The 19,891-nt window shown below is 51.0% G+C and carries 13 protein-coding genes; 7 read left to right on the forward strand and 6 right to left on the reverse strand.

Translation table 11 applies throughout. The annotated features are described in order from the left end of the window. The first annotated feature begins 43 nt into the window (after positions 1-43). Positions 44-709 (forward strand): hypothetical protein, encoded by a 666-nt coding sequence (locus ACO0LD_RS14845; protein ID WP_423008090.1) that lies wholly within the window; start codon positions 44-46, stop codon positions 707-709. Positions 710-829: 120 nt separating this feature from the next. Next, a complete protein-coding gene (locus ACO0LD_RS14850; protein ID WP_423008092.1) occupies positions 830-1,363 on the forward strand; it encodes a glycine zipper 2TM domain-containing protein in 534 nt (177 codons plus the stop codon). Between the two features lie 72 nt (positions 1,364-1,435). On the opposite strand, the gene ACO0LD_RS14855 is transcribed toward ACO0LD_RS14850, so the two are convergent. Further along, positions 1,436-2,530, reverse strand: coding sequence for a serine hydrolase domain-containing protein (locus tag ACO0LD_RS14855; protein WP_423008094.1), 1,095 nt, complete (start codon positions 2,528-2,530; stop codon positions 1,436-1,438). A gap of 102 nt (positions 2,531-2,632) precedes the next feature. On the opposite strand from ACO0LD_RS14855, the gene murJ reads away from it, so the two are divergent. The 5 genes from murJ (at position 2,633) to ACO0LD_RS14880 (ending at position 10,619) form a co-directional block, all read left to right on the forward strand. Further along, positions 2,633-4,186, forward strand: a complete 1,554-nt coding sequence (gene murJ, locus ACO0LD_RS14860; protein ID WP_423008096.1) for a murein biosynthesis integral membrane protein MurJ — start codon at positions 2,633-2,635, stop codon at positions 4,184-4,186. 499 nt (positions 4,187-4,685) lie between these two features. Beyond that, positions 4,686-5,015 (forward strand): hypothetical protein, encoded by a 330-nt coding sequence (locus ACO0LD_RS14865; protein ID WP_423008098.1) that lies wholly within the window; start codon positions 4,686-4,688, stop codon positions 5,013-5,015. Positions 5,016-5,325: 310 nt separating this feature from the next. Further along, a complete protein-coding gene (locus ACO0LD_RS14870) occupies positions 5,326-6,624 on the forward strand; it encodes a right-handed parallel beta-helix repeat-containing protein (RefSeq protein WP_423008100.1) in 1,299 nt (432 codons plus the stop codon). Between the two features lie 103 nt (positions 6,625-6,727). Next, positions 6,728-8,029, forward strand: coding sequence for a right-handed parallel beta-helix repeat-containing protein (locus tag ACO0LD_RS14875; protein ID WP_423008102.1), 1,302 nt, complete (start codon positions 6,728-6,730; stop codon positions 8,027-8,029). A gap of 376 nt (positions 8,030-8,405) precedes the next feature. Next, entirely contained in the window at positions 8,406-10,619 is a 2,214-nt protein-coding gene (locus ACO0LD_RS14880; RefSeq protein ID WP_423008104.1) for a DUF262 domain-containing protein, read from the forward strand. A gap of 21 nt (positions 10,620-10,640) precedes the next feature. Here the strand turns inward: ACO0LD_RS14880 and ACO0LD_RS14885 are convergent, their stop codons facing one another. The 5 genes from ACO0LD_RS14885 to ACO0LD_RS14905 are packed head-to-tail and all read right to left on the reverse strand — an operon-like array spanning position 10,641 to position 19,884. Continuing rightward, positions 10,641-11,855 carry a serine hydrolase domain-containing protein gene (locus tag ACO0LD_RS14885; protein WP_423008106.1) on the reverse strand — a complete coding sequence of 405 codons (1,215 nt, stop codon included), beginning with the start codon at positions 11,853-11,855 and terminating at the stop codon, positions 10,641-10,643. 32 nt (positions 11,856-11,887) lie between these two features. Next, positions 11,888-12,688 carry a YfaP family protein gene (locus tag ACO0LD_RS14890; protein ID WP_423008108.1) on the reverse strand — a complete coding sequence of 267 codons (801 nt, stop codon included), beginning with the start codon at positions 12,686-12,688 and terminating at the stop codon, positions 11,888-11,890. A gap of 5 nt (positions 12,689-12,693) precedes the next feature. After that, entirely contained in the window at positions 12,694-13,473 is a 780-nt protein-coding gene (locus ACO0LD_RS14895; RefSeq protein ID WP_423008110.1) for a YfaP family protein, read from the reverse strand. Further along, positions 13,470-15,245 (reverse strand): DUF2300 domain-containing protein, encoded by a 1,776-nt coding sequence (locus ACO0LD_RS14900; protein WP_423008112.1) that lies wholly within the window; start codon positions 15,243-15,245, stop codon positions 13,470-13,472. The genes ACO0LD_RS14895 and ACO0LD_RS14900 overlap by 4 nt, the downstream gene beginning before the upstream one ends. Beyond that, positions 15,223-19,884, reverse strand: a complete 4,662-nt coding sequence (locus ACO0LD_RS14905) for an alpha-2-macroglobulin family protein (RefSeq protein ID WP_423008114.1) — start codon at positions 19,882-19,884, stop codon at positions 15,223-15,225. Before ACO0LD_RS14905 ends, ACO0LD_RS14900 begins: the two co-directional genes overlap by 23 nt. Between the last annotated feature and the right edge of the window lie 7 nt (positions 19,885-19,891).

Below are 19,891 nucleotides of genomic sequence, written 5' to 3' on the forward strand. Positions count from 1 at the left end.
TTGATAACGGCATTTTAATACTGAAAATAAACAGGAGAGCCTGATGTCCATCGCAAAATTAGCCCTTACAATTTTATGCCTGACCTGCGCCTGGCAAGCCCAGGCATCTGAAATACTTGAACTGCAGGATTATCACGCCAGCGAGGCCAAAGTGGGCAAGACTGGCCCCTGGCTGGGTTTGCAGCAGACAGATAAGCGTTGGCGTCTGGTGGCGGTCAAGCCCAGCTTCAAAAAAATACCGGATCCCATTAGTGGTGAAGGTGTGCGGGTTGCGGCTAACACATCCAATGTCAGGATGTTGTTGTCTGACCCGGGTTTGAAGGCGGGCGCTGTCAGTGTCTCTGACGAAGTCAAGCTGGTCAGCGGGTCTATAGATGAGGAATTCGAGTTATCTACCTTGCCATCACTAGGACAGGAAAGGCTGATGCACCTGCAAGGCAATGCATATAGTCTGCAAAACCGCGAAGGTAAAATCTACCTCAAATATGCGAGCACTGAACAATATCTGTTCGACTATGTCGAAAACAAGGAAGACAATAATGCCCGTCTGATCTGGGTGGGTGACCTCGACCATGATGGCAAACTCGATTTCATCATCGATACATCAAATCACTATAACGTCACAGAACTGCGACTGTATTTGTCGGGGCAAGCGGCAAAAGGTGAGTTGTTAAAACTCGTAGCCACACGCAAAAGCACTGGTTGTTAATTTTGCATCGCATATGTGTAAGTTACATTTGCTTACCTGCGTAACATTATTTATGTCTCCTTTTTAACAGCCCCATGCGTTGTTAGAGCATGAGTCATTGTTAAACAGAAGGAGAACAACATGGAATTAGCCAATACCAGCAAACGCATACACCCCTTGGTAGCAGGTGCAGCTTGCTCAGTCATACTGGTGAGCCTTTTGGGTGCCGCTGCCATTACAGGCATATTGCCAAGTTCCAATAGCACTGCTACGTCGGGTGGCAATACGATGCCAACTATGGGCAGCAATGCCAATTTGACGAATCCCGCAGTCAATACTGCTATGCCGGTTTCAAACAATGGAAACCAGCCAGCAGCTAATTATGCAAATTCTCAGTATGCAAGCCCTCAGTATGCCAATACTGCGCAAAATAATTATCCTGCGCCTGCGCCAGTCAAAGTCGCACAAAGCAGCAATCGCCATCAGCCTGCCAGGAATTACCAGGCTCAGCCAGCGCAGGCACAGAATAGCCCGGTTGGTATAGGTGTGGGTGCAGTGATCGGTGGCCTGGTTGGTAGCCAGATAGGTAATGGCAATGGCCGCACACTGGCAACTATTGCTGGTGCAGTTGGTGGCGGTTATGTAGGTAATGAGGTCGCAAAAAGAAATCCTTGATTAACGACAGGATTCGAGTAAATTCGTGATTTGAACGGAGTGCCATCCTGCAAGCTGGCACTCCGTTTTAATTTAACGCGCATTAGTTGTATTCATCAGTGACCGCAATAAATCCGCAGCAATGCCTTTATTGGCCCAGGTTTGCGACAAATCCAGATCACCATTGGTGCTGACAATGATGAGGATATTCTGGTTTTGCAAATCCACCAGATTCAAGATGCGCACACCAGCTATCCAGCCCTGACGCTCGACTATCATGGCTGAAGCGCCATCCTCACCAGCCTTGAATGGATAAGACCAGACACCTATCGCACCGCCTACATTATTCGGCTTGACCATCTCATCGCGGCTTTTGGCAGACATATATTTGCCGCGCATGAAAGACAGGTCAAAAGCATACAAATCCCGCAGGGTACCAAAGCTGCCACCAGCAGGGCCATAACTGGCAAAGTTCACCGCAGGTTCAGGCTTGCCGCCCAGCGTGCCATGGATATGGGTTTTAACATCTGGTTGGGCCGCAGTATAGTAACCCACGTTTTGCATGCCAGCCGGGCTGAAGATGCGTTGTTGCAGCAGGCTTGAAAAGCTTTGCTTGTTGATCTTTTCCAGTAGCGCACCCAGCACGACGTAGTCGCAATTGTTGTAGTCGAATTTGCTGCCAGGTGCGGCATTGGATGGCCCGGCACACAGGCCTGTGGCAAATTTCTGTATATCGTCACCGCTATTGGCATCCAGCATATGCACCGCAGGATTGACCATCTCATTGTACAAGCCAGAATAATGCGTCAGCAATTGTCGCAGGGTGGCGCTACGCGCCTGCACATTGGGATAATCCGGCCAGTAATGTCCCAGCGACTGATCCAGTTGCAGTTTGCCCGCTTCAACATCCTGCATGACCAGAATGGCAGTCATTTGCTTGGTGATAGACGCAAAACGGAAAGTTTGTTTGATATCAGTGACATTGCCGAAAGCTTTTTCCAACAAGATCTTATCGCCACGTGCAGCGAATACCAAACCTTGAAAGCCAGTATTTTTGAGGTTTTTAGCTGCTTCTTCAAGATTAGGGATAGCCTTGGCCGGTGCAGCATAGCTGGCTGGACTGAGCAGGCTGGCGGTAATGACGGTGAAACTGGCAAAAATAGCAAGGTGGCGATGAAGGTAAGACATATTGTGCTCCGGTGCAGTAGTCAAGCAGATGCTCTGGCCTGAATATTAACAAAAGTTTAGCCTTTGTGATGTGCGTTTAGCCTCAGGCTATAATGCCGCACTATGAATCTATTAAGAACCCTTGCCTCCATCAGTGGCATGACCATGCTGTCGCGGATTACCGGACTGGTACGTGACGTACTGATCGCTACCCGCTTCGGGGCCGACGCCTATACCGATATATTCAATATTGCCTTCCGCATTCCCAATTTGTTACGCCGCATGTTTGCGGAAGGTGCGTTTTCGCAAGCCTTTGTGCCTATCCTGGCTGAATACAAGAACAACAAGGGAGACGAAGCAACCAAGAAACTGATCGATCATGTCTCTACCGTCATGACATGGGCCTTGGTATTGACTTGCATACTGGGCATCGCTGGCGCACCGATTTTGCTTTATTTTTTTGCCGAAGGTTATAAAGACAAGCCAGAGATCTTTGACATGGCGGTGGTGATGACCCGCATCATGTTCCCGTATATCGGCTTCATGTCCATGGTGGCGCTGGCGGGTGGGATACTTAATACCTGGCGTGAATTCAAGGTGCCGGCATTTACGCCAGTTTTATACAACCTATCTTCAATTGCTGGTTCGCTGTTTCTTGCGCCTTATCTTGAAAAACCCATTTATGCGCTGGCCATTGCCGTTTTTGTTGGCGGCGTTTTGCAATTGGTGGCGCAGGTACCCTCATTGATCAGGGTAGGCATGCTGCCAAGGATAAGCTGGCGTGTTGGTACGGCCTGGCAGGACGAAGGACTGCGCCGCATCATGCGCAATATGGTGCCAGCCATCCTGGCGGTGTCGGCTACCCAGATCAGCATTGCCATCAATACCAGCCTGGCATCCAAACTCACGCCAGGTAGCGTAACCTGGCTGGCGAATGCCGACAGGCTGATGGAATTTCCTACGGCCTTGTTGGGTGTTGCTCTGGGCACCATCTTGTTACCCGGCCTCTCCAAAGCGCACTCAGATGGTGACACGGTTGAGTATTCCGCCTTGCTCGACTGGGGTTTACGTCTGACTTTTCTGCTGGCCTTGCCTGCCGCAGTTGGCCTGGCAACCATACCTGAAGCATTGACATCTACCCTGTATCATCACAGCAAATACAGCGCACATGCCGTGCAAATGACATCCAATGCCCTGGTCGCTTATGGCATAGGTCTTCTTGGTCTTATCGTCGTTAAAATCCTGGCACCAGGTTTTTACGGTAAACAGGATATACGCACACCGGTAAAGATTGCTGTGGCCGTTATGCTGGTGACACAAGCATTAAACTATGTGTTCGTACCTTATCTTGCTCATGCCGGTCTGGCTTTGTCCGTTGGTCTTGGTGCCTGCGTGAACGCGATTTTCTTGTACACGGGTTTGCGCAAGCGTGGCATTTACCAGCCGCAAAAGGGCTGGCTCATGTTCCTCGTCAAACTTTTTGCTGCACTGGTATTAATGGCCGGTGTGGCCTTGTGGACTTCTGAACAGTTTCATTGGCTGGCCATGCGCAATACCCCTGTCTTGCGCGCTGCTGCCCTGGCTCTGGTGCTGTTGGCTTGTGCCAGCACGTATTTTGCTGCATTGGCACTCATGGGTTTCAGGCCCAAAGATTTCAGGAAGGTGACCAAGGTATAAAGCCTTTTTCATGCCTGTCTCACCTTCAACTACGCAGAAAAAATACAGAAATTATTTGATGAATCATGGAAATCGTTGACCTGTTTTTTGAAGTCATAGGGAGTTTCATGTTCGATTTTTTAATTTTATTTTTAGAACAAAGTTTGCATTAGGGGATGGCGGTAAAATCGTTGTCGGCTTTATCTCCACCGTCTTGCTGTGCGTGATTTCGTTTTATCTGATCACGATCTTTCACAACATCTCGCTTGCATAAGTAAGCGAAAAGATTCTCCTCGCATCGGACTTAAAATCCGCTGTGTCACCTGACATGATGTCAAGCGATGTTTCTCTTGCTTGACATAGTCGTCATTGTTACGTTGCTCCTACCTGATTAAAATGAGTTCAACTTGCAGTGTGCCTGCGTCTTGTTGAAGCCTGTCATCGCTATACTCACCGTGGCCCGAAGTCACAGGTACTCTGCAAGTATTCACAGACCCAGATACTCAAGAAAGGTACACCCATGTCCAATAGCAATGCTCAAATAATTGAGATCGATGAACCACCGAAAAAATCCTGGTTGTCCAAGATAATTGGCTGGGTGATATCCATCATTATTTTGATCGTTGTTGCCCAATTTATTGCAGGTTTAAAAAGCGACCAGAAAGCCAAGTTCGTTAATGAATCACGCGGCCTGGCAGAGAATGCCTGTAGTGGCGATGCTACCTGTCTTGCGATCGTGAAAGCAAAATTGGATATCTGCCTGGAACTGCATTCTGAATCACATAAGACAGGGAAATTCGGTCGTAAATATACTTTGCATACAGAAGAATTTTTAAACTGCATGAAATAGATGGATATACATTTTTCTTTAAATGTATGAATGGCTGGTTTTGGAATTTCATCCGGGTCTTAGCTTTTTTCGACAATTCCAAGCCGCAAAAGAATCAGTAAGATGATTGGAAAACGAGGCTAATTCCTTACAATTTCTTTTATATACATCCGATAATGAACAGATCAGGAAACTGATATTGAAGAGTCAGGAAGAACTCATTAGCGGCATTCACAATTTAAAACGCGACGTATTTGTGAGCATCCAGCACCTGACTTCGCCTTTCATCTGTGGATGTTTATTATCGATGGAGACAAAGGGGATTTACGGAATGAAAAAAATCATATTGGCAGGACTCATGTTTGGCATGGCGGCGGCGAGCAATGCCACCACTTATTATGTCGCACCAACAGGCAATGATGCAGCGGCGGGGAGCAAAGCCGCTCCATGGAAATCCATCGCCCGCGCCCAGACTGCTGCTGCCGCAGGCGACACTGTGTATTTCAGGGGCGGCAACTATAACTACACCGCAGGTATCAATACCTGCGCCACCCGCACCGACATCGTCAACGCCATTACGCTGGACAAGAGCGGTAGTTCTGGCAACCCGATTCGCTACTGGGCCTATCCAGGTGAAATACCGGTATTTGATTTTTCGCAAATGAAAGATGATTGCCGTGTCAAAGCCTTCAATGTGGTTGCGAACTGGGTGCATTTGAAAGGGCTGGAAGTCACTGGTGCGCCACAACAACCCGGCAACCGCCTCAACCATGAATCATGGGCTGTATGGATCAACGGCAGCAATAATACCTTTGAGCAGTTGAATACCCATCACAACATGGGGCCGGGTATATTCATTCAGAATGGTGGTAACAACCTCGTTCTCAATAGTGATTCCCACCACAATTACGACCCCTACACCTCGAATGGTGCTGGTCAAAGTGCCGACGGTTTTGGTGCTCATATCAAGGCAGGCAACCCTGGCAATGTCTTCCGTGGTTGCCGCGCATGGGCCAATTCGGATGATGGCTTTGACCTGATCAATGCCTATTCACCCGTGTTGATAGAAAATTCCTGGACCTGGTCGCAAGGCTATTTGCCCGGTACCACCACACCAGTGACGGCGGGTAACGGTAATGGCTTCAAGCTGGGTGGTTATGGTGGCGTGTATGTATCGAATGCTGTCAAGCACACCATACGTTTCTCGGTTGCCTTCAATAACAAGGCGGCAGGTTTTTACGCCAATCACCACCCGATCGCGAATGACTTCTACAACAATACCAGCTACGGTAACAACAGCGATTTCAACATGCTGGGCATTGATGCAAATGGCAATGCAGTCAACCTGGGCAACCTGCGCAACAACATCGCGTTTGGCGGTACTCTGGTGTCCAATATGACAGGGGCAAATGATCAGTTCAATTCCTGGAACCTGGCAGTCACGGTTTCCTCAGCTGATTTCCAAAGCATCTCCACCACTGGCTGGGATGCACCACGCCAGGCCGATGGCAGCTTGCCAGTGTTGAAACATTTCCGCCTCGCCACGGGCAGTGACCTGATCAACAAAGGTACCAATGTCGGCCTGCCTTTCAACGGCTCTGCACCTGACCTGGGAGCGTTTGAAAACTGATGGATATTTAACAGGCCTAGTAGGAATAAGAGAGACGAGGTACATGTAGTCTGTGTATCTTGTCTCTCTGTTTTATTCAAATACCCAAGAGGTAAGTCGCAAGATGAACAAGCAATTGATAGTGGCAAGCCTGATGTTGGGTTTGTCCACAGCCAGCAATGCCGCCACCTATTATGTGGCACCCGCTGGTGACGATGCTGCAACAGGCAGCAAAGACGCCCCCTGGAAAACCATCGCCCGCGCCCAGGCAGCCGCTGCTGCTGGTGACACCATCTACTTCAGAGGTGGTAACTATACCTACACGGCAGGCGTCAATACTTGCGCCACCCGTACCGATACCGTCAATGCTGTCACGCTCGACAAAAGCGGTAGTGCTGGTAGCCTTATTCATTACTGGGCTTATCCGGGCGAAACCCCCGTCTTTGACTTCTCACAAATGAAAGATGATTGCCGCGTCAAAGGCTTTAACGTCGTTGCTAACTGGGTGCATTTGAAAGGGCTGGAAGTCACTGGCGTACCGCAGCAACCAGAGAATCGCCTCAACCATGAGTCATGGGGCGTGTGGATAAACGGCAGCCATAATATTTTTGAACAGCTCAATACCCATCACAATATGGGGCCGGGCGTTTTCATCAAAAACGGCAGCTATAACCTGGTCCTCAATAGCGATTCCCACCACAACTACGACCCGTACACCTCGAATGGAGCGGGGCAAAGTGCCGACGGTTTTGGTGCACACGTCAAAGCCGATAATCCAGGCAATGTCTTCCGTGGCTGTCGCGCATGGTCCAATTCAGATGACGGCTTTGATCTCATTAATGCTTTTTCGCCGGTACTGATAGAAAATTCATGGACCTGGTCGCAAGGCTATCTGCCTGGCACCAACATATCGCTGCCAGCCGGTAACGGCAATGGTTTCAAGCTCGGTGGTTATGGTGGTAAATATGTGCCGAATGCAGCCAAGCACACTATACGTTTTTCAGTTGCATTCAATAACAAGGCATCGGGTTTTTATGCCAATCACCATCCCATCGCGAATGACTTTTACAACAACACCAGTTTTGGCAACAACACTGATTTCAATATGCTGGGCATAGACGAAAACGGTAAACCCATCAATCTGGGTACCCTGCGCAATAACATCGCGTTCGGCAGCAAACAACTCTCGAATATGCAGGGCGCAGATGATCAGCTCAATTCCTGGAACTTGCCAGTTGGCGTCACCGCAGCAGATTTTCAAAGCATCTCCAGTATCGGCTGGGACGCACCCAGAAAGGCCGATGGCAGCCTGCCTGTGCTCACCAGTTTTCATCTCGTGCCAGGCAGTTTGCTGAAAAACAAAGGTAGCAATATTGGCCTGCCTTTCAATGTGGGAGCACCTGATCTGGGGGCGTTTGAGAACTGATATTTAAAATAAGAGGGCACAAAGCTTAGTGAGAAAATATTCTATAGCGGTCTACACGCACGGTAGTTTTTGTTGTCGCGCAAGCCTAAGGCATGATGTTTTCAGTCATGACGCTCACTAGCTTGTGGGTTTGCGACCTCTCGGGTTATTTTTCACTGGCAGGCTGCCTCCATATTCTTTCCACCAAGTCGTCAGCGCTTCCATGGCTGGCCCAAGTGCATGGATGACGTTATAGTAAAAGCGGATTTAGTGATAAATTAACTGCAAAGATAGATGGGTGCTTCCGTTCGCGTATACGAGCTGGCAGGCTGGGACTTTGAATCAGGTCAACTGTGCCTGAAAGATAAATCGCAAGTAATCGATAGTGAAAGAAGCAATGGAAGAGCAGATCGCCAGTAACAGAGAAATAAAAAATGAATTCAATAAGTTGTTTAGCGATGAATTTATTCGTCCAAAACTGACGGAGTGGCTGGATTGGGTATCGGGTAAAGATCACAATTACTTCGTCGCGTTGCCAGTACTCCAGCGCGGCTCGGTGTGGAAGTCGAGGCAGATCATTACGCTGTGGGATTCTCTGCTCCGTGGAATGCCAATTGGCAGTTTAATGTTGAGTCGCCTCATTGCCAAAAACAGAAATGGCGAAGACGTCTTGGTCCGTCCTGTTGGTAGCAAGGACCTTCAGTCGGTACCTGAAGGTGGTGGGGCTGCCCTCATTGATGGACAACAGCGAACCCTGGCGATGCTATTGGGTTGGCCTTATTTCAATGAAAGTCAAATCCAGAACCGTACGCTGTGGGTCGATTTCGCCGACAAGCCTTTGTCCGAGCATCTTTTTCGGCTACACCTTACTACGACAGCCCATCCGCATGGTTTTGCAAGAGCAGAACCGAATTCCAGACTTTCGTTGCGCGAAAGACGCGCTGCAAAATTAGCCAATCCCAATGGAAAACAGTTTCCCTGGGAAAGTCACTTCCCAATAATGTTAACCGAACTCATTCGGGTATATGTAGCTGTCGATCAAGATGTCGATCGGTGGGCTGAGTGGGTTATCTCAACGTTAAGGAAAAGAGAGAATCATCGCGGCAGGACCTGGGAAGAAGGTGAGTCTGATGCCGTGCCAGTGATACACCGCTTTGCGTCATGTTTACAAGCGCTTTTTAACATTAAGATATCTCTCATTGCAGTTCCTGATAAGTGCTTTACAGAGTCTCAAACAAAAGAAGACGAGGATCCGGCTCTGGCTATTTTATTCAAGCGCTTAGGCACAGGAGGAACTCCATTAAGTGATGCGGATTATGTGTATTCAGTAATCAAACATCATCTGCCGGAGACTTTTCAACTTGTTGAGTCCATCGCTTCGATAAAGGGGTTTGCCCAGCTGCTAGGGCCTACGGACATAGTCATGACGGCGGTCCGGCTTGTCGCTGCAGACCTTCGCTTGAGTGATTTCGAAAGTCCGGGTAAAGCTAATTTTGATAGCTTACGCAAGAATCCTGCTTTTCTTGAAAGATTTTTGGACCTGGTAAAGTCGGACAAGTTGAGTGGTGCATTTGGTTTGCTGACAGAATCTTTGAAATACAATCCAGATAATCAGGAAGGCGATCCAGGACTGCCAATGCATGGTTTTATTCTTGTATCCAGACCAGCGCTGCAAATTGTGCTTCGTTGGCTGCTTTCTGTTTCCGAATTGCATGACATCAGGACGGTTCTCGAGCAGTCGCGTGAAGAGATTCTTCGCTTTGTCCTTTATGCGTATCTCGCAATTCCAGACTGCAAAAAAGCAAGCGTATGGGCTTTCACCTGGCTGAAAGACACTGAGTCGCATAAAGGTCCTTCGTTCCCCGGAAGACAGTTGATTGAGCATCTTTTACGCAGAAGTGAATCCGAAAACAGGGAAATGGCGCTGCCTCTTCCTTCAACGAAGGAGTTCGATGAACTGGCAATTACCAAGAATTATGACATCGCAAGGCCGATGCTAGGCTGGGAGCGATTTCAACCAAAAAATGAATTTACCCTCTTGCGCATGAGAATTTTTCAGCGCTGGTGGGGAAGTGGAGACCGTTATCAACATGCTTTGCTACTTTGGCTTCAACGAAGTTATATAGATAGAATAGAAAAAAATCCAAATGAAGTCAGGTCGGATGATGAAGTGCCTTACGACTATGACCATATTTGTCCCGCCAGTCATTGGAGGGACTGGACGGGAATTAGATCAAACAATCGCTTGCTGGACTTCCTGGCAAAGGATGGAAACCGCGGGCATGTTCATGTTGGAAATTCCATCGGTAATGTGCGTGTCTGGTATGCGAGCGATAACCGTGGTGATGGTGATAGCCCGGCTGAAGTTAAACTGAACCTTGTCGGCAACGAAGTTGAACCTGGCCCTGATCGTCTGAAGGACAGTGCTATCCAAATGTCCCACTCCGGATATTGGAGTTCTTGCTCTGGAACGGATAGTAGGGATGTTTGGACTGAGGAACGTGCACTGGCATTTCAAACAGCAGTAGAGCACCGAACCTGCGATTTGTATGCGCGATATTATGAGGATTTGAACTTCAAGGAATGGTTTCCTGTAAGCATAATAACGTGAAATGGTTTTAAATTATAAAATTTACCACCCCAAACCCAAACTCCCCACCACCACATTACTACACTGCAAAGGCACATACCCCTCCCATTTCCATGGCGTGTACACGTCCTGTATCAGCAGGGCCAGCAGGTCTTTGAAGATGTGGTCGCCGTTGGCGCTGTTGCTCATGATGACGACCGCGATTTTTTGTTCGTCGAATACGACGGAATGGTTTTCCCAGCCGTCGTCGTGGCCTTCTTTGAAGTAGGCTTTGCCGTGGGGTGTGTGGAAGATGCCCCAGCCCAAGCCGTAGGATAGTTGTATTTGCTTGTTGTCGTCGCTTGATGCGGTGGACAGGGTGGGGAACTGGGTGGGTGTGTTGATGGCGATCTGTGGTGCCAGCATGATGGCTTTGGCTTCTTTGCTGATGATGTTCGCCTGCATGACGCCTTGTATGAAATGGGCGTAGTCGTTCAGGGTCGTGTCCATGGAGCCCGCGGCATTTACTTTTTTTCTTTTCGTGTGGCCCAGTGATTTTTCATCTTTGTCGTGGCCGACGGCAAGATTGTCATTGAAGCGGTCTTGCCATTGCAAGCTGGTGTTGTGCATGCCTGCCGGGTTGAAAATACGTTCCTGGATTAAATCGCCTGCACGTTTGCCGGTGGTGGTTTCAATCACGAATTGCGCCAGATTGATGCCTTCGCCTGAATACGCATATCTGCTGCCGGGGGTAAATTTGATTTCCAGTTTTTTGCTGGCATTCAGCCAGCGGAAGTTGGCGAAGCCGGCGGTATGGTTCAATAGCATGCGCAGCGTGATTGTCTGGTAACGCAAGTCATCGGCCAGGTCGCGGTAGTTGTCGTAGTCCGGTAGTGGCTTGGGCAGGTATCTTTGTATGGGCACATCCAGGTCAAGCACGCCTTCGACCACCAGTTGCGCCACCAGGGTGGCAAATACTGCCTTGGTGAAGGATGCGCCGTACATGACGGTGTCTTCGGTCAATGGCAATTGCCTGTCTTTATCGCGAAGGCCAAAGCTCTTGGTGTAGACAATTTTATTGTCATTGAGGATGGCAATGCCAAGGCCGGTGACGCAGGATGATGCCATCATGCGCGCGACCCTGGTTTCTATCTCTATGGATGAGATACTGGAACCATCCAGGCGCTTGATCGTGACAGCTTGTGCCAGTGCCGGGAAATTTGTGCAAGTCAGCCAAAGGAGAACCAGAAAGGTGGTGAGGGGTTTATGCCACGTCATGCAGTTCTCCGGATAACAGTAGAATCAGGCTCTCAAAACATGAACGATTTCACCAGGTTCAAATCGCCGATCTTGCGTAGCGGGATGACGAAGCTTTCGCGTTTTTCTCTGGCAGTGTTTTCATAAAACACCAGTGTCACGCGGGTAGTGATGATAGGTTGCTTGCGCTGGCCTTCATCGAAGTTATAGCCACCTGCGCTATAGTTACCCCAGTAATTGACAAAGACATGGTAAGCGCCGTGCTTTGGAGCGATAGTAGTAAACATTTCGGGGCCTGGGCCATCGACGCTATCCACATCCAGCCCGCCGCCTCCATTCAGTATGGGCGCTGCGAAAAAGGCATGCTGGCCATCAGGGGTGATGATGTGCAGATCGACTTCTGCCTCAGGTGCATCCCAAGAGCAGATGATGCGTAGCTGTGGTGACAGTTGCTGGGTATTGGCTTCGTAATATTGCACGCGTTGCAGGCTCTTGCCGTCTGGCCCTTTGATCTCTATATTGTTGGAACCGCTGCCAAAGGCATAGTGGCGTTCAAATCGGCCATCTGTGCCGTAATTGAGCACCATGGGGTTGCCATTGACGATGAGGGTATGCTTGCGCTGTTTGCCCGCATCGCGGATATGGCCTTCGATGAGGGTGCGGTTTTTTTGCGTGCCACGGTCTATAGGGGGCAAAGGGTAGGAGGCACGTGTGTCGCTGGATTTATCGGTCAGACCGCCATAGTTCCAGCCGCCACGCGGGCTGTTGATGGTGGGTTGGTCTTCAGCTACACAATTGGCGGCAGCGACGAACAGGGTGTATGCCAGCAGTGCGGTTTTCATCATTGTTTGCATGATCATTACGGATAGGTAAAGGATTTAACCAGCGTCAATTCGCCAGCTTTGCGCATGGGCACCTGAAAGCTTTGCTGCTTTTCTGCCAGCGTGCCTTCCTGGCTGATGATGGCAACTCTGGCGATGGTCAGGCTTTTGTCCTCACCACCACTGCCATAGTAATTGACGTAGACGTGATAAGTGCCTTTAGGCGGAGCAGTATTGGCATAGATTTCAGGTCCGTAACCAGTGGTGACGTCAACATCAAGTGCGCCGCCATTGTCAACGACGCGGTTGCCATAGAACACATGCTGACCATCGGGTGAGATGACGTGCAAGTCAAGGTCGGTGCCATCACTATCCCAGGACAAGACTACCCGCAGGCGTGGGTTGGGGCGGCTGGTATTGGTGTCATAAAACTGTACGCGTTTGACTTCAGTGCCATCGGGGCTGCGCACTTCTACATTATTCGAGCCGGAACTGAAAGAATAAGGGCGGGAGAACTCGCCAGTTTCACCAATAGCCAGGGGCATGGCGGCACCGTTGACAATGAGCTTGCCAGGTTTCTTCTTGTTGCTGGTGCTGATACGGCCCTTGATCAAGGCCATTTCACTTTGTCCTTCGGTATTGACCGAGGACGCAGGGTAATGCACAGGCTGTTTAAAGCCAGAGGCTTCGCCACCGCTATTACGCCATCCGCCGCGCGGCAGTTCTATCGTGGCGTCTGCTGATGCACTTAAGTGAAAGCCAGCAAGCAGGCTGCCTGTGATGCATATGATGAGTCGCTTTTGGTAAAACTTGATCATGTTGTTCCTTCTATGAGACGGCGTGCCAGTTTTTCTACATAGTCTTCATTGGCGCCGTTCGGATGAAATCGTAAAGCGAGGTGCAGGTATTCATGGGCGAGGGTGATGCGCTCGTCCAGGCTGCGCCAGCCGCGGGCGTAGATGCGCATGCGCTTCTGGTCTGAGTAGGGATTGCCGCTTGCCAGCGAGCAAATTGCTGGTGGGGTATCTGGTTGCTCAAAACCGGGTTCGCGACGCAATATGCTTTGCCATTTGCTGCTGGCACTGGTAGTCGTCAACCAGGTTTGCGCTGCTGCCAGTGGTTTGCAATCGGATTTTCCATTGAAGCTGCCGATGCTGGCTTGCGGATAACTGGTGGCCAGGATACGTTCAAAATTCCAGCCCTGGTTTGCCTGCTTTGTCGCTTCTTTCAATGACATGCGGTTGTTGCCTGCGCTGTCATTGTGATAGCGAATGTTAGCACCTTGCAATATCAGGTCATCCGTGAACCAGGCGGCAGCCAGGGCAGCATCGGTGGGAGCATTGGCGCTGACGCGCTGGCGGGTAGTGCTGTCGGCAATACGCCAGCAGCCATGATCAAGAGCGGCATTTTGTACCAGATAGCTACGCGCCGCAATCGCGAGGCTGCGGGCGGCTTGTATATTGCTGGCGTCACCCTCACGGTCTATGACGCGGGCGACATAATCATTGATGCTGACCCGGCCGGTGATCTGTGGAGCCATGCCTGGGGTGCGTTGCAGTGTCAGGCTGCCATTGCTGTTGATGTCCAGGCTATTGCCGTTGACGAATTGCAGCCTGTATTTGCCGGATAAAGTGCCTGCGCGAACTGGCGTGCCCGCTGTTGCCGATGTCGCCAATACTTCGCGCAGTGGATAGCGCGCAAAAAAATCCACATCCACGCAATGTGCTTCATCACCGACATTGTCCATATTGTTGATACCCGCCCAGCGCGGTGCGGGCAAGGTAGTTGCCAGAGCACTAGCCCAGGTAGTGAGGGTAGAGCGGCTGGAACCACGGGCACCAAACCAGAATGGTGTGCCATCTGCCAGCCAGCCTGCTGCGCCACCAAAGGCGCTGTTGTCAGGCAAATGCCAGGAATAGGTTTTGTAGCGTATGCCTGTGCCCAGTTGCGTCCAGGCTTCGCGGCCATAGCCTTGCACTGCGGTTTCCAGCAATGCTGTGCGTGCGGCAGCGCGGGCTTGCGGGGAAAACTTGCTCAGGGTTTCCAGTAAGTCTTTTACGCTGATCTGGGTGTCGGGCTGTAATTGTGCTGTGCGCTGTAGCCAGTTGGCGTCACTGCGGGTTTGCCAGTAGGCTTTCCATGCCTTGTCATTGACACCTAATCGCGCTGGTGAAAAATAGGGCGCGCAGGAGCGTGCCAGGGCAGGGTCGCGTTCTACCTGCTCACCGGGTTCACAGCAATACAGGTCTTCGTTTTTTCCCTGTTCTTCACGCACATTCTTGCGTAAATCTTTTTTTGCTGTACAGGTATAAGCGGCTTCCTGCACATGATTGTCTTGCAGGTAGGCGTAGACAAATAACTTCCACAAGCTACCCATAGGTATCTTTTGTTCTGTGATTTTGTCATCCTGAGAATTCAGGGAGCGCATTTCCACCTGGCCATCACGCAGCCATGCGACGGTGGCCGGGCTGGCTGCATCTGCTGCATGAGTGACTTGCGCAGATGCAGCCAGCGTGACTACTGTCGCGCTGGCAAGCATGATGGTGCTGATCGCTTTGCGGGCAGGGTCAGCGGATTTCCATAAACGCACGTGGCTTGTCCTCAAAGGCTTTCTGGTCTGGCTGATACATGCGGTAGTAGCGTGCTGGCGGCAAGGCGAACTTGCCGGTTTGCGCTGCGCGCACAAGATGACGTATTACGACCTGGCCATCCAGTGCATCCACTGGCACGGCATAGCCGCGTGGCGTTTGCTCGTAACGTGCACGTTCCATGGCTTCCATATCTTTGCCGCCTGGGTAACGCAGGCTGATACCCCAGGTAGAGCGGTCAGCCGAGGTGCCTGGTGGCAGAGGTACTTCAACAATACCAAAGTTCAGTTCAGGGCCGGATGTGCGGGTGAGTACCACTTCATCCAGATAGACTTCATCTGTTTTCAGTGCCGCACCATTGCCCAGCAATTCCAGTTTGAAGCCTGCCTTACCTGCGACTGCTGGCGGTGTCACAGCACCTTTGCTGGCGGCAACAGGTGCAGTGATTGCTTCTGGTACCAGACGATAAATACGGCGTTCCACTTTTACTGGCAAGCTGGATTTTTCTGGTTCACGGCTGTCGAACTGGGCAATGGCAATCATGCCTGCGCTTGGGTTGGAAACCATTTTGATCACAGACGGGGTTGGCGTCGCGGCTGTGCTATTCCAGCGATATACGCTTTGACCTGTGATGGTTTCGCGTGGCAACCAGCCAGCTTCCAGTTCCACCTTGGCCATATTATTGCGCAACAGAGGATCATTACTGCCAGACTTGCCACCCAGTGCACGGTAAGTCCACAGCAGGCTCAGGGCGCGGTCTATGGTAGGTGACTCTGACCTCACGCGTTCCAGCACGGCAGCAGCATCACTGGCTGGGCGTTTGCCTGTCAGTATCAGCAAGGCTTCACCCAAAGGCAGGTCAGCTTGGTGTACGCGGGCTGCTGCTTCTGGCAAAGTCGTGACGGTAATGCCAGTCAGGTTGCCTTTGCTTTGCTGTACTACATAGGCAGCCAGCAAGGTGCTCATGGCGTGTTGTACATCATCATCCTTGTTGGCAAAGATCATGCTGTTCATGCCTGAACGCGGGGTGATCACGACAGGTTTGGCAAACGCGCCTTTGGCACCGAGTTCTTCACTCAGGGCTTCGGCCATCGATTTTACCGGCAAGCCCATATCCTGCATCCAGTACAGCATCAGGGCGCGCTGCCAATGTGATTGCTTGACGCCATCTTTGCGGTAGACATCATTCAGGCGGTCAAAGTGACCTTCTGGCAGTGACAGTTTCAAGGCGCGGCTGGCATGCCAGTCAGCATAGTAGGCGTAGGTGGTCAGCAGGGCATCGCCATCTTTTTCTGGCACACTCCACCAACCAAAAGTCGCATTTGGCCCTGCCATTTGCGCCAGACGGAAGCGGTAGCTATACAGTCTTTGCGTCAATTGTGCAGCCAGTCTTTCTTCACTAGGCAAGGTTGATTGCAAGGCCAGGCTGTAAGGGATGAGGCGGCTGGAAGTTTGCTCGACACAGCCATATGGGTAGTCAATCAAGTCATCCATCAAACGGCGGAACTGTGTGCTGGCACTGTCAGCAAATTGTAATTGCAGGTTGCTGGCGTCAGGGGGCAGTTTCAATACTGTTTCCTTGCCAGTCACAGGTACGCTGACTGAGCGCTGGCTGAGCCAGTGCACTGGGATGATCTTCAGCGGTACATTCAGTGCATCAACAGTCTTGCCACCCACAGCCAGGGACAGGTCTATCTTGTTATCGAGGCCATTGGCTTTCAACGGCACGGAAACAAAATTCGCACCCGGTTTCAGTTTCAGGCTTTCTTGCTTGTTGACGCCGGAACCCGTGATGTTCAGGTTGGCACTGGCATCCTGGTTGCCCTGGTTAAAGATGGCAATGCTGGCATTCGGTGCATCCTGCACGCGCATCCAGTTAGGGCTGGTCCATTTCACGTAAAAGTCTTTGTCTGAACGCACGTAGGCGATGTTCTGGCCTACATTGCCACCAGCTTCTGTCGCACGCACGGTAATGCGCCAGCGCGTCAGCGAGTCTGGCATGGTGAAAGTCAAGCGTGCGCGACCTGTGGCATCAGTGGTGACATTCGGTTGCCACAGGGCGGTATCCTTGTCTTCACGGCGTGGTCTTTCCAATACCTTGATGGCGCGCTCATGGGTTTGCCCATTGGCAGGCAAGGCCAGCTTGGATGGCGGCACCGCCAGGTCATAGGCGATAAAACTCAGACTGGCAGAAGTGCGCACATTATTGCGGCGCGGGTGATAGAAGAAGTCAGAAATATCTGGTGCAATTTCAGGCTGCAACACATAAATCATTTCATCGACAACACCCACGGTCAACTGGCTGCCTGCGGCTGGTTTGCCATCGACCATGGCGGTCAGGTCCAGCGTGACTTTGTCACCAGGCGCGTAGACGGCCTTGTCGGCTTTGACAGCGACATTGATGCGTGGTTGTTCTACTTTCAAACCCAGGTTCTGGAAAACATAATCAGCGCCTTTGACATACACCACAGACAGGGTGATGTTGGGGCCATAAGTATCCTGTACAGGCAGTTCTACCTTCCATTGCATGGGTGACAAACGTTTGGCAGTTAGCCAGCCACTGGCATTCGAGTTGACACCATTCATCAAGGCAGTTTTTTCTACCTTGTCACGCTCCAGCGTGAACAGCGCCTGGTCGATTTGCTGCGGGAAGGTGATCAGCGCACTGGCAGTCTCACCCGGCTTGTAGCTGGCCTTGTCAAACACCATCTCTATCGAACCCTGAGGCGCACTGACGCCAGCACCGCTGACATAATGCGAAGACGCACCCAGGATATTGCCTGCTGCATCACGCACAGAGAGGGTATAGGTACCAGGTTCGGCAAAAGCCAGTGTCAGCTTATTGGTGTTAGCGAGCTTGCCGTTTGATTTCTTTTGATTCTCCAGTCTTACCCAGTCCCATGTTGCCAGGGCACTCACTGTGCTGACAGTATTGCCAGGTACAGGCAGGGCAGTCAGGGCAAAGTTCATGTTTTCGCCAACGGCAGAGAAGGCACGGTCGGCCTTCAGGCTATAGGTACCAGCGCCACGTTCCACCAGAATTTCTTTCGTGGCACGCACACGATAAGCTGCGCCATCAGTCGCCAGCACGGACAAAATATAGCGGCTGGGCTCAGTCGCTGCAGGCAGTTTGAATTCAACAAAGCCACTGCTATCGGTCGTAAATGTCGTTGTGCTCATCTGTACCGGGAACTGGCCTGCGTAACCGAGGTCACCTTCAACGATGGTCAGGCGCTGGGCGCGTACTGTCAGGTCTGCCTTGGCATTGACGACAGGTTTGCCATCGGGATAGACCAGTTGCAGCTTGCCCTTGATTTCTTCATTTGTTTTGTAATCTTTTTTGCCGGGCATGACATTGATTTCAAAATGTGGCTTTTGGTATTCAGCCACACGGAAAGCAGCACCATAGCTATTGCCCTTGTAGCTGAAGCGCAGTTCATAACCACCAGCCACGGCATTGTCAGGTAACTGGAATACCGTATCACCACCAGACTGCGGTGTCATTTGCAGGGTTTGTGCCGCGACTGGGAAGCCATTTGCATCAAATACCTGCAGCTTCAATTCACCTGCGGTGATGGCAGTGGATTCACGTGCCGACACAAAAGTACGGCCAAGGAATTTCACATATACGGTTTCACCCGGGCGGTACAAGGGACGGTCTGTCACTGCATACAGCTTGGTGTTATAGATTTCACTATCGTAGTAATAATTTTCTGCGACGAACACACCGCCTTTGCTATCTTCACCATATACATAAGTTTTTTCTGGTGCATCGCGTTCAAAATTGACGATACCGCTGGCATCTGTTGCACCTGTACTCAGGATACCGGCGCCATCTGTCCACACTGTTTTTGCATCTGCCACAGCCTGGCTGGTGCGGCGATCAGCCACCCAGACCAGCATTTGCTTGCTTGATACCTTGGTGACAGCGATAGAGTCAGATATAAACACCAAAGTCACGGCGCGATAGCTACCAACCATGGCTTCTACCAGGTACAGGCCAGGTTCTTTTTTACCCAGTGGTATCAGCACATTGCCTTTGGGCGACATGATGAATTCACTGCTGCTGCCATCAAGCTTGACGCCTTTTGGTGGTTGTATGGGCTGGGCGATATGCACAGGGTAGCGGAAGCTATCAACCAGGGTATGCGCCTTCAGTGGCTGGTACAGCGGGTTCATTTGTTGCGGTGTTGGCGCTTTCACCAGCGGGTGCAGACGTACTTCCGGCGCCTGTGAAGTCACGGCTTTCCTGGCATCGGATGAAAACAGTTTGCGCCACATGCGGCGTGAGGCATCCCACCAGTTATCCCAGGTGCGTGCCAGCGCATCCGATACGCCTTTGCCCTTGTAGTTACCCTGGGCATCAATGCGGTGCAAATTCTTTTGCGCCTTTAAAAATTCCAGCGGGTCCTTGACCTTGTAGACATAGACATCGACACCGCCTAGCTCAGAAATCTGCCCCATGTCCTGGGCTTCCAGCCTCACCATGGCAGTGTCGCCAGAGCCATAGGCTGCATCGCTGAGCAGGAAGAAAGACGAGCCACCGCCGCCATCCTGTGCCAGGGCAGGCATGAAGAGCAGCATCGCGCACAGCGCAGTCAACAGGGTGAAATAACGGGATTGTTTGAATGTAGCTTTCATTGGGCGC

Origin of the sequence: Undibacterium sp. Ji83W, from assembly GCF_049340385.1 — a bacterium.
GTDB lineage: Bacteria > Pseudomonadota > Gammaproteobacteria > Burkholderiales > Burkholderiaceae_D > Undibacterium.